Annotated in this window: 7 protein-coding genes; all 7 read left to right on the plus strand. The window is 40.6% G+C overall.

What is annotated here, in order from left to right; genetic code table 11:
• Positions 1–69 precede the first annotated feature (69 nt).
• On the plus strand, positions 70–3,168 hold the full coding sequence (locus tag LV85_RS16370; RefSeq protein ID WP_111321391.1) for a SusC/RagA family TonB-linked outer membrane protein: 3,099 nt from the start codon (positions 70–72) through the stop codon (positions 3,166–3,168).
• Positions 3,169–3,215: 47 nt separating this feature from the next.
• Positions 3,216–4,724: a RagB/SusD family nutrient uptake outer membrane protein gene (locus tag LV85_RS16375; RefSeq protein ID WP_111321393.1), complete on the plus strand. Its 1,509-nt coding sequence runs from the start codon at positions 3,216–3,218 to the stop codon at positions 4,722–4,724.
• Between the two features lie 196 nt (positions 4,725–4,920).
• Positions 4,921–7,617 (plus strand): c-type cytochrome, encoded by a 2,697-nt coding sequence (locus LV85_RS16380; protein ID WP_111321395.1) that lies wholly within the window; start codon positions 4,921–4,923, stop codon positions 7,615–7,617.
• Entirely contained in the window at positions 7,614–8,417 is an 804-nt protein-coding gene (locus LV85_RS16385) for a 3-keto-disaccharide hydrolase (RefSeq protein WP_111321397.1), read from the plus strand. The genes LV85_RS16380 and LV85_RS16385 overlap by 4 nt, the downstream gene beginning before the upstream one ends.
• Positions 8,418–8,932: 515 nt before the next feature.
• Positions 8,933–9,610 carry a hypothetical protein gene (locus LV85_RS16390; RefSeq protein ID WP_111321399.1) on the plus strand — a complete coding sequence of 226 codons (678 nt, stop codon included), beginning with the start codon at positions 8,933–8,935 and terminating at the stop codon, positions 9,608–9,610.
• A 357-nt stretch (positions 9,611–9,967) separates the two neighbouring features.
• Complete coding sequence (locus LV85_RS16395; RefSeq protein WP_111321401.1) at positions 9,968–11,026, plus strand: aldose 1-epimerase family protein; 1,059 nt, start codon at positions 9,968–9,970, stop codon at positions 11,024–11,026.
• A gap of 119 nt (positions 11,027–11,145) precedes the next feature.
• Positions 11,146–12,357: a cupin domain-containing protein gene (locus LV85_RS16400; protein ID WP_111321480.1), complete on the plus strand. Its 1,212-nt coding sequence runs from the start codon at positions 11,146–11,148 to the stop codon at positions 12,355–12,357.
• Positions 12,358–12,517 lie beyond the last annotated feature (160 nt).

Genomic DNA, 12,517 nt, shown 5'->3' on the forward strand with positions numbered 1-12,517 from the left:
GGATAGGGCTGAGTCTTAATAATAGTTAATTAGAGGAGATTTTTAATCATTAACATTAAACCCATTCCTATGCAAAACTATTATCAAAAAAATGTGAAAATCCGATTTATAGGATTTTTACTCATGTTGTTTGTACTTTCTGTGCCTTTATATGCGCAGACTGTTACAGTAAAAGGAACTGTCGTCTCCGAGGGAGATAATGAGCCAGTTCCTGGAGCTTTGGTTTCTATTAAGGGTACACAGAAAGGAACTGTGACCGATATTGATGGAAAGTTCTCACTCGATGCCTCGGTAGGCGAAACCTTAGTGGTAAGCTTTGTTGGATTTACTTCAAATGAAGTTGTCATTACTAATATCAATGGTGAAATTCTGGTGACGCTGGCCTATTCTACCTCGGATTTATCTGAAGTAGTAGTAGTTGGTTATGGTAGTCAAGTCAAACGAGAAGTTACAGGGGCTGTACAATCTGTCAACGAGGCGGAGTTGAAGGATTTGCCTGTGTCCTCCATGGCTCAGAAGCTTCAAGGACGATTAGCTGGTGTGCAGATCAATCAAACCACTGGTAAGCCTGGGCAAGGAATGAGTGTCCGTATAAGAGGTCAATTATCTGTATCTGGAGGAAGTAACCCTTTATATGTAGTGGATGGTTTTCCGATCACTGGGGATATCAACACGCTCAACCCAGATGAAATTCAAGAAATTACAGTATTGAAAGATGCGGCATCAACCTCACTTTATGGGTCAAGAGCGGCAAATGGCGTGGTCCTGATCACCACCAAAAAGGGTAAAGTAGGACAGACGAATGTGAACTTGAATGTGTACACAGGTTTCCAGAAAGTTCCGGAGAACGGTCGTTTGGAAATGATGGATGCTGAGGAATTTGCGATTTTTAAGCAAGAATATTATACAGCAGCAGGTCAGGACGTTCCGGAGGTTTTTCAAAATGCTTCTCAGTATAGAGGAAAATCTAATGACTGGTATGATGCGATGCTTCAGACTGCTCCGATCACTTCCTATAATCTTACAGTTACTTCAAATAAGGAGAAAGTTAATACGGCAATTATAGCTGGTGTTTTTGATCAGGATGGAGTAGTAGTCAACTCTGATTATACTAGGTTTTCCTTGAGAATGAATACGGACTATCAAGTGTCTGATAAAGTGAATATTGGTGTAAATGTAGCACCTTCTTATGTAGTGGATAATACTCCACGAACTGATGGTACCAGAGGTACGGGTATCTTATTTAATGCACTACACACTTGGCCAATTATGCCTATCTATGAGGAAAATGGAGAGCTAACCTCTTTTAATCAGCTTCCTTCGAATACAGGTAATATTTTCGCCTATCCAAACTGGGTAAGATCAGCTCAGGAGATTACGAATGAAACGAAGCAATTGAATGTATTGACAAATGCCTATATAGAATGGAAGCCAATTCCAGGTCTTTCGCTGAAATCTACTTTTAATGCAGAGCTGGGAAGCTCAAAGTATTTCTGGTTCAACCCTTCTACGGCAACAGCAAATATCAACACTACTATTCCAACGGTAGCGGTTTCAATCCGAGATATGGATGAGCGCTTGTCATGGTTGAATGAAAACATTGCTACTTATACTAAAAGTATTGGTGATCACAACTTCCAGTTGTTAGCAGGTTTTTCTAATCAAAAATTTAGAAGTGAAAGCACTCGAATTCAAGCGGATACTTATGCCGATGATCGTATTCCGACTATACAAGGAGCTATTAATGTAAATAGAGGAGGAACTAACTCGGGTGTAGGAGAGTGGTCTCTAACTTCCTTGTTTTCTAGGTTGACATATAATTTCCAAGGCAAATATCTCTTTACTGCTTCAGTAAGAGGAGATGGTTCTTCTAGATTTGGCTCTGACAATCGCTGGGGAGTTTTCCCTTCTGCATCTGTGGGATGGGTACTTTCTGACGAAGGATTCTTGAATACTAGCTCTACGATTTCCTTTACCAAGCTACGTGCTAGCTACGGTATTACAGGAAATAATAACATTGGTAACTACACTTCCTATGCCTTGGTTAATAACACGATCAATGCGGTTTTTGGTGAAACTGTAGTGCCTGGTGCTGGTGTTACTTCATTAAGTAATACGAATCTGGGATGGGAAACTACCGCTCAGTTTGATGTAGGTTTGGATTTAGGACTCTGGGAAGATAGGTTGCTATTTACCTATGATTTTTATACTAAAAACACGACCAATTTGCTGTATGCTGTGCAGATTCCTCAAGAGTCAGGGTTTTCTAACTACAATGATAACATTGGCGAGATCCATTTCTGGGGTCATGAGTTTGGTATAAACTCGGTAAATACTACGGGTTCTTTCCGCTGGACTACCAATGCCAACTTATCTATCAATAGAAATATGGTAGTTGACTTGGCAGAAGGAATTGATAGAGTATATGGTTCTTACCATATTACGCAAGTGGGTCAGCCATTCGGTCAATTCTATGGATTGGTAAAGGAAGGAAACTATGCAAATGCAGAAGATTTGGCTAATTCACCTATCATTCCAGGTCGCTCCACAGTTGGTAGCATCAAACTTAAAGATGTAAATGGAGATGGGGTGATTACTTATGGAGGTGACAATGATGATAGAGCTATCATTGGTAACCCATTCCCTGATTTCACTTATGGCTTGATTAACAATTTCGCTTGGAAAGGTTTTGATGCAAGTGTTGCTATTTCAGGATCCCAAGGAAATCAGTTGTATATGAGGCACTTGTATTCTACTGCCAATTTGGATGGTGTATTTAACATGGTAGCCAAAGCTTCAGATAGATTCAAATCTCCGGAGGATCCAGGAGAGGGTATTTTCGGTACGACTGTAGGGGGAGGAAATGTCACAGGAGTAGAGCGTGACTGGAACAATAGCAACTTTGTATGGGATGCCTCTTATTTGACTATAAGAAACATTACGATTGGCTATACTTTCACCAAACTACCTAAGACCATCAAGTCACTTAGACTTTATGCTTCTGGACAGAATATGTGGGTGTTCACCGATTATTGGGGAGGATCAAATCCTGAGGTGAGTATGCAAAATAACGGTCAAGGCGACGGTGGTAACCTAAGCCAAGGAGTAGATCTGTCGGCGTATCCAGTTCCACGTACAATCACTTTTGGTGCAAATATCAATTTTTGATTTTGCTGAGACTGTATACACATTATTCAACTCAAACTGTATTTAAAATGAAAAAATATATAATCGTATTATTATCAGCGTGCATGGGGCTTACCAGCTGTGATGATTTTCTCACGGTGGTCCCAGAGACACAATTGAGCTCGGCTACTTTCTTTAAAACCGAGACTGACTTTGAACAGGCGGTAAATGCCGCTTACGTACCACTCAGAACTATCGTCAATGATAGAGCGTGGAAGCTAGGAGAAATGCATTCTGACAACACTTATTATGCTCGAAATGTGCTTTTCGGTGCGGTAGATCCACAGGAAGATTTGGCGGATTTCTCTGTGCCAGAGGCAAATGGAGTCACTGCTAATGGTAATGTTCTCCAGCAATACAGACAGGATTATCAGATCATTGCCCGAACAAATCAAATTCTTGATTTAATCGATGATGCTGATTTTGACCAAGATGCTAAAGGAAATCTTAAAGGTCAAGCGCTTTTCTTGCGTGCCTATGCCTACTTTGAATTGGTAAGATATTTCGGTTCTGTTCCATTACATCTTGCTCCAGTTGCCACTCGTGAAGAAGCTGCATTGCCACTTTCTACTGAAGCGGAGATTTATGCTCAAATTGTGCAAGATTTGCAAGCAGCTATTCCTGTTTTACTTCCTAAATCTCAACAACAGCCTGGGCGTGCAACCTCTGGTGCTGCGCGAACCTTATTAGGGAACGTATACATAAATTTGGAGCAGTGGTCAGATGCGGAAACAGTATTAAGACCTGTGGTAGCCAGTGGAGAGTATATGTTGATGCCAAGTTATGATATGGCTTTTTCTGACAACAACAGTAATAAGAATAATTCTGAGTCAGTTTTCGAGGTACAGTTTCTTGAAGGGGCAGCAGGTTTGAATGGTAATTTTATTTATCAATTTCTGCCAAGGCCACTTCTTGCATCGGAATTAGAAACTATAACTGGTACTAGCAACCCACAGCCTATCGATGGCGAAGGGAATAATATTCCTACTCCTGATATCATAGCTGCTTACGAGGATGGTGATGCAAGGGAAGAAGCTTCTATAGGATATATTTTCGCATCCAATAGTTTCAGGGATGACAAGACTTATCCTTATATTAAGAAGTACGCTAAGAAGCACTCTCAGCATAACAATACGGGTACAAACTGGCCTATCTATAGATATGCTGAGGTATTGCTGTTTATGGCAGAAGCACTCAACGAGCAAGGAAAAGATGGTGAGGCACTTGTCTTTCTGAATCAAGTTCGGGATAGAGCAGAGTTGGATCCAGTATCTGGTTCTGGTACTGCACTTGGTGAAGCCATTTTCAAGGAGAGAAGAGTAGAGCTAGCCTTTGAAAATAAGCGTTGGTTTGATATTCAGAGAACAGATCGTATCCAGGAGATTATTGTTCCTTATGGTCAGCGCATAGTCGCTAATCCTTTGGATTATTATTACCCACCATTGGAAGGAGCGGTACCAAGACCGAATGTGTTCACTAACCTTAACAAGTTCTATGCACTACCAGCAGATGAATCTGCTTTAAGTCCTTATTTCTAAACCTCTCTAATGCAAATATGCCCAGTGCTATAGATTTCACATCTACTAGCATTGGGTAATTTTGGCTTCATAGAAATATAGTCGTTGTCAAAATGTTTGTGATGGAAAGTGATTATAATTCATGGATGGCTTTATAATAGAATAATTAATTCCCAATTTAAAACCCTTAATACTGTTATCAATTAACATTTAACCTATGCGACTCAACTACTCAATAAGGAATTTATTTCTCTTATCTGCGCTGATACTTTTTTCGGTATCCTGCACGCCAGAAGGAGAGAAAGAAAGCCCAACAAGAAAGCTCACCGGAAACCCGAAGTTAGACAAGCTCAAGCTCCCGGATGGTTTTGTGGCAGAGCATATTTTAAGCCCTGGTGAAAATGACGAAGGATCATGGGTTGCTATGACTTTCGATGACAAAAATCGATTGATCACTGCTGATCAATATGGTTTTCTCTATCGACTGGAAATCCCTGAGATAGGAGCTGCAGACCTAACTCCCAAAGTAGAAAAACTAATTATAGGTAATGTGGCGGAGCCGCAGGTAGGTATGGGCTATGCCCAAGGTCTACTCTATGCTTTCAATAGTATCTATGTGATGGTAAATCACAATGGTAATGAGACTTTTGAGGAAAGCACAGGTCTGTATAGAATCCAGGATCTGGATGGAGATGATCAGTATGAGTCCGTAACCAAAATCAAGGGTTTCACAGGACAGCCTGGCGAACACGGTCCACATAGTATCAAGCTTTCTCCAGATGGAAAGTCGCTTTATATAGTAGCGGGAAATCATACAGATGTACCAGAAATGAATTCATACAGACTGCCAAAAGTTTGGCAGGAAGATAATTTGTTTCCAGAGATCAAGGATCCAAGGGGACATGCGAATAGTAGAATGGCACCAGGTGGATGGGTAGCTAACATTGATCCAGAAGGAAAGGACTGGGAGCTAATTTCTGCGGGTTATAGAAATCCATTTGATATAGCTTTCAATGAAGTAGGGGATCTATTTACCTATGATTCAGATATGGAGTGGGACTTTGGAATGCCATGGTATCGCCCAACCAGGATCTGTCATGTGACTTCAGGTAGTGAGTACGGTTGGAGAACTGGTAACCAAAAGTGGTCGCCAAATTATCCTGACAACCTTCCTGCGGTTCTTAATATTGGTCAGGGTTCTCCGACCAACGTGATGTTTGGAACGGGAGCTAATTTCCCTGAGAAGTACAGAACCTCACTTTTTGCATTTGATTGGAGCTTTGGGATCATTTATTCCATGACTCTTACACCAAAGGGCGGAACATATGAGGCTACAGCGGAAGAGTTTATTTCAGGATCTCCACTGCCATTAACTGATGGAGTCATTGGGCCTGATGGAGCGATGTACTTTATGACTGGAGGAAGAAGACTGGAGTCGGATGTTTATCGTGTTTATTATGATGGAGACATAAACGCTTCTGATAAGAAGCCTTTACAAATAGCTGATTTGCCAGCTGAAGCTAAGTTGAGAAGAGAGTTAGAAGCGCTTCATGTAGATGGAGCTCCTGCTTCTGGACTTGATCTAGCTTGGGAGAATTTGAATAACAAGGATAGATATGTACAGTATGCTGCAAGAATTGCGGTAGAGCATCAGCCAGTTAGTTCTTGGAAAGCAAAAGCATTGGCAGAAAAGGACCCAACTGTTTTGACTCAAGCGATGATCGCTTTGTCTCGACATTCAGCCAAAGGTGCTGGAACTCCTATGATTCAAGCTTTGATGGGTATAGATTACAAGAGCTTGAATGAAAAAGGTAAGCAGGATTTACTTAGAGCTTTTGAGCTGATTTTGTCAAGACAAGGAGAGCCTACAGGTTCTTTGAAGTCTGATTTAGTAGTTTATTTGGATTCGAATTTTCCTGCGAATAACAATAACCTAGATCGTGCACTAGCAGTTCTTTTGGTTTACCTGGATGCTCCAGATGCAGTAGAAAAGACCTTGGCACTTCTTGAGAATGCCAAAGATGATCCTGACTATCAGAAGACCTTTACTTCTTCTTCTGATTTGATCATGAGAAACCCACAATACGGATTGGATATTGCTAATATGCTAGCAAACGTTCCTCCAGCACAGCAGACTTATCTTGCGACAGTTCTTGGTGGAGCGACTACTGGTTGGACTCCAGAGCTACATGAGAAATACTTCACTTGGATACAGGATGCATTTAAGTACAAAGGTGGTCGTAGCTATGTTGGTTTCATCGACAGAGCAAGGAAAATGGCACTTACACATGTAGCTAAAAGCGATTTTGATAAATACAATGAGCTATCTGGTGCAGCTATGCTAACTGGAAACGGTAACGATTTGGTGAATACTGATATTCAACCAGAAGGCCCAGGCAAGAGATGGACAGTAGAGGAAGCTGAGCCTTTGATGGCAGATTTACATGGAAGAGATTTAGCCAAGGGCAAAGCAATGTTTGCGGCTTCTCAGTGTCTTTCATGTCATACCATTGGTGGTCAAGGCGGGATAATAGGTCCTGACTTGTCTCAATTAGGAACACGTTTTTCTGCTAAAGATATCTTAGAGGCTACGATCAACCCTAGTGATGAAATATCTGAGCAATATGTAGCATCTGTTCTTGAGTTGAAAGACGGTAGCTCTGTGATGGGTAGAGTGGTAAATGAAGATGAAACAAGTTATTCAGTTTCTCAAAATCCATTCTCTCCAGAAGTGCTTCGTAAAGTTGCCAAAAGCAATGTGGCTACTATCAAGGATTCTAAGATATCCATCATGATGCCTGGTATGATCAATAGATTAAATCCAGAAGAACTTAAAGATTTGATGGCCTACTTGATTTCAGGTGGTAATCCAAATCACGAAGTGTATTCAACTAAAGCACAAGCAGAAGAATGAAAAATCAAGTAATATCTAAATGGCTTAAAATTGGAGCCTTCAGTGTCGGCGCCATGATGGTGATTGGATTGGTGAATTCCCAGCAGTCTGCTGAGAAAAGCTCCACCGATATTCAGGCGATGACTGAGACCGAAGCTAGTTTTAAATCTATTTTTGATGGAAAAACACTAGCAGGATGGGAAGGAGATCCAGTATACTGGTCCGTGAAAGATGGGGCAATCACAGGTGAAATCACTCCTGAGACGCTTTTGAAAGCCAATACTTTCCTGATTTGGCAAGATGGGCAACCAGGCGATTTTGAGTTGAAAGCTGAGTTTAAAATCTCTGAAAGTGGAAATTCTGGAATCAATTACAGAAGTGAAATGGTGGAGGATGTGCCCTTTGCTTTGAAAGGCTACCAAGCTGATATTGATGGGAAGAATAATTACACTGGACAAAACTATGAGGAGAGAAAGCGTGCGACCTTGGCTTACAGAGGGCAGAAAACCAAGATTACTTCTCAACCTGATGGAGTAGGTGTACGAGAGTTTGTAGAAAAAAATGCTTGGAAAGGTCTCAACCTGGAAAAGGAAATTGGAGATCGAGCTGAGTTAGGAGCTTTGATCAAAGCAGGAGAATGGAATAGCATTCATATTGTCGCTAAAGGGAATGTGCTGAAGCATTATGTGAATGGTAAGTTGATGTCTGAGGTGCATGATGAAGATTCAAAGAACAGAATGGAATCAGGCTATCTCGGTGTTCAGGTGCATGTTGGTCCTCCAATGAAAGTTCAGTATAAGGATGTTATGCTGAAGCAGTAAAAAGAAAACTGGTTCAAAGTCTTTAGGCTTAGACCCATTATTCAAATGGCCCTTGTTGAAAAGCATGGGCCATTTTTTTTACTTAGTGGTAGAAAATTTTTGAACCATAAAAGTCATAAGAACAAAGGAAATGATGTTCCTATTGAGGTATAATCTTATCATTTCAATACGATGAAAATCTACGATTCTATGTGGTTAATCATTTTTTCAATATAGCCGCATAGAAAACATCGCTCCTTAAAAGGCAGTCTGAAGACTGCAGTGATTTTGGTTCAAGTCATGAGACTTAAACCAAATGCAAGAGAACCTTGACCTCACAAACATTAACATATGTGAATCCCACGCTTGTAATGAGTCAGTTAGCAGTTGATTTACTAGTTTAAGATTATCGACCTCCTTCCTCTCCGAACGCTAGCCATAAACCTGCGTTAAGAAAACTATAGTAAAGTGAGCTAGCATTACCTTTTTCTAGCGAATCAGAAATCAATTTTATTTTAAAACCACAACCAATACTTATGAACTACCATATCATCATCAATAATGTAAAAACAGTAGATGAATTGCCAGGAAGTTGGAGCAATGAAGATATGATCCAACTACTCGACAGATTCGGTTTTTCCGATGCGGAACAATCAAATCCGGCTGAGCTGAAGGAATTGCTAAATATGGCTATCTCTGACTTTGAGCCTGCTGAGGCTGCCGCTATTCTGTTGGATTATAGACTCTCGGATGCGCTCAATGAAGGTCAGATTGACCAAATGTCACATGACATGCTTTTGGATAAAATCTCTGAGGAATATCCTCAAATCGGGCTACATCATCAACTTTTCAATATCAATCAGTTATTACACAAAGCTTACAATGGTAAATTTCCATCTGCCAAAGCAACGATAGTAGAATTTGAGATCAGTTCTGAGGATCCTGACGCAGAAGCAATTACAAAGGAAGTAGCGCTTAAGGCACTGCAGTATGCATTAAATGAAAGAAGTTTGATCAAACGGCTTTTTTCAGATCATTTAAAAGGCGAGGTCAAATTCGAAGAAGCAGATTCGATTATTTGGGATTTGAGTAGCAAAGGCGAAAACCAATATGAGTTGACCACCTCGGAATACTGGATGGGAAGAGAAGAATTTGTAGAGGCAGAGTTTGATGCAGAGGTGATTCTATTTGAAGAGGATGAGAATGAGGATTGAAATCCCTAAGGTGAATTCCTGCTCAAAATCAAGTCTTCAGATATGATTGTGAAAATAACTAATTGACAAAGTATAAGTTTTCATTCAATGTGATAGTTTGATCTCAGTGTGATTTTCACTTGTCTTGAAAAGCAGTCTGAAGCTTGCAATGTTTTAGGTCCAAGTCTAAAGATGTTGAACCATATAAAGTATGCAAATGGCACTTGTTAAAAAACTTGTGCCATTTTTTTACCAATGGCATATTTCTCTCTTATAAGTTGCATAACTTATTCCCGAGCTTTTACAGCCAACCCATATAGGGCAGGACAGTGTCAGGAGCCCTTTTTTATAGATTACAAGCTAGTCCCAAACCTCAGAATGAACCTCTCAGATCCATCCAATTGGAAAGATAAATTATCCAATTCCCGCCAGCTTGGGGGAATAGAAACTTCCATCCTAGATAATGGAGCAGGTCGCGGCACCCGCATAGCCTGGATAAATACTGGAACTGGCCTTAGATACAAAGTCGTCTTGGATCGTGGAATGGATATTTTGGATGCATTTCATAATGAGCATAGTCTTTCTTGGATTAGCAATGTTGGCCATGTGGCTTCACAGCCTTTTTCCAATCAAGGTATTGATTGGCTAAGAACATTCGGTGGTGGTTTACTGACTACTTGCGGGATTTCATCCATGGGCCCACCTAATGCCGATGAGACTGGAAGTCGGGGCTTGCATGGCAACTACAGCAATACTCCTGCGGAACTGATTTCTATTAAGCAGCCAGATATTTATTCAGGAGATCTGGGGTTTGAAATCGTAGGGATAATCCGTGAGACGACGACTTTCGGACCAAGTTTGGAACTGAAAAGAACTATCTCAGGAACTATTGGCTCTGCTGAAATCAACATCAAAGATGAGGTATTCAATCGCGGTAATTCACCTGCACCTCATATGGTTTTATATCATATCAATTGCGGTTGGCCGCTGATCGATGAGGAAACTAGGATAGTTTGGAATGGAGAAATTCAGAAAAGAGAATCGGACGATTCTATGTCGGATTTCAACAAGAAAAACAGTTTTACTAAGTGCGCAGGGCCATTAGATGAGCACTCTGCTTTTGGTGAAGATGTGGCTTTCATAGTTCCATCTACGGATGAAAATAATCAGGTCACTTGTGGATATATGAATGATAACTTAGAGCTTGGTTTAAGTATTTCATTTTCTAAAAAACAGATGCCTTGGCTCATCAACTGGCAGCATTGGGGCAAAAATGAATACGTGACAGCGCTAGAGCCAGCTACGAATCCTCCCATCGGTCAAGCAGCAGCTCGTGAAAACGGAACCTTGATTTTGCTTGAGCCTGGAGAAAGCAGGACCTACGAAATCAAACTAAAAGTTCTAAAAGGAGAAGCAGTGAAGGAATTTAAAATTTAAAATGACAAATAATTTAAAATTGAAAAAGGTTGAAGAATTTTCAATTTTTCAAATTTTTCAATATTTCAATTTTCCAATTCAATCAAATAAAGAATCTCAAATTTCAAATTAATAAACCCATGAGTTTAGCAAAAAAAGCTCTCGAACAAGGAGAAGGAATACTTAGATTAACACCTACCTGGGTGCCTCGGTCGTTTTGCGTGCCGGGAAGAAGAATCAAACTTCATCCAGATGATTATTATAGCCTAGGTGGTGAGCGTGGAGGAATTGACGAGCGTTGGTTCTCTTCTACTACACCAGCTGAAAACGGCCCGCTAACTAGCAAGAATGAAGGCTTAAGTCACATCGCACTTGAAGATGGTGATAAGACGGAGCTCTTTCTATTGAAGGATGCCATTGATGAATTGGGTGCTGAAATCATCGGTAGCCGTCTTTGGGACAAGTATAAGTCCTGGCCTATGTACTCTAAGTTTTTTGACAACATGGGGCCACTTCCGCACCACATTCACCCAAGCGATGAATTCGGGAAATTAACCGGTCAAAACGGTAAGCCGGAGGCTTACTATTTCCCTCCTCAAGTCAATAATCATGGTGGCGATTTCCCTTATACTTTCTTTGGAATCGCTCCTGGAACTTCCAAAGAGACAATCTTGGAATGTCTGAAGAATTTCAATAAAGGAGATAATAAAATCACTAACTATTCTCAGGCTTTCAGACTTCAGCCAGGAACAGGTTGGAATGTGCCTCCAGGAATGCTTCATGCTCCAGGTTCCTTGTGTACTTATGAGCCTCAAAAGGCATCGGATATTTTTGCGATGTACCAGTCTTTGGTGAACGAAGCAATTATTCCAGATGAATTACTTTGGAATGCTACGCCAAAAGATAGAGTAGGAGACTTCGATCTTTTGGTTGAAATGATTGATTGGGAATTGAATGTGAATCCTAACATCATGGATAATCACTATATGGAGCCAATTCCAGTAGAAGATAGAGCTGAGATGAATGCTAAGGGATATGATGACAAGTGGATTTGCTACCGTTCTCATGACTACAGTGCAAAAGAACTGACTATTTTCCCTGGCCAAACAGTGACGATCACAGATGCCGCTGCCTATGGCATGATCATGATGCAGGGATATGGCAAAATGAATAATTGGGACATAGAAACTCCTGCGCTTATCCGCTTTGGCCAGTTGACACATGATGAGTATTTTGTCTCTGAAAAAGCTGCTCAAGCTGGTGTGAAAATTACCAACCATTCCAAAACTGATCCTATCGTAATGTTGAAACACTTTGGGCCTGATAATCCGGATTTGAAAGTGGTTGAATGAATTCGGATTTACGATTTTTGATTTACGACATCAAACCAGAGTTGATCATCAAATTAGAAATCAATATTTACAAAGGCAGACAGCTATTTCTGTATTAAAATAAAGAACTATTGAACATCGTGAACTGTGGATAAAATGAGGGGGGACTTCCGTCTCCTGT

The organism is Algoriphagus chordae, assembly GCF_003254055.1.
In the GTDB taxonomy this organism is placed as follows: Bacteria; Bacteroidota; Bacteroidia; order Cytophagales; family Cyclobacteriaceae; genus Algoriphagus; species Algoriphagus chordae.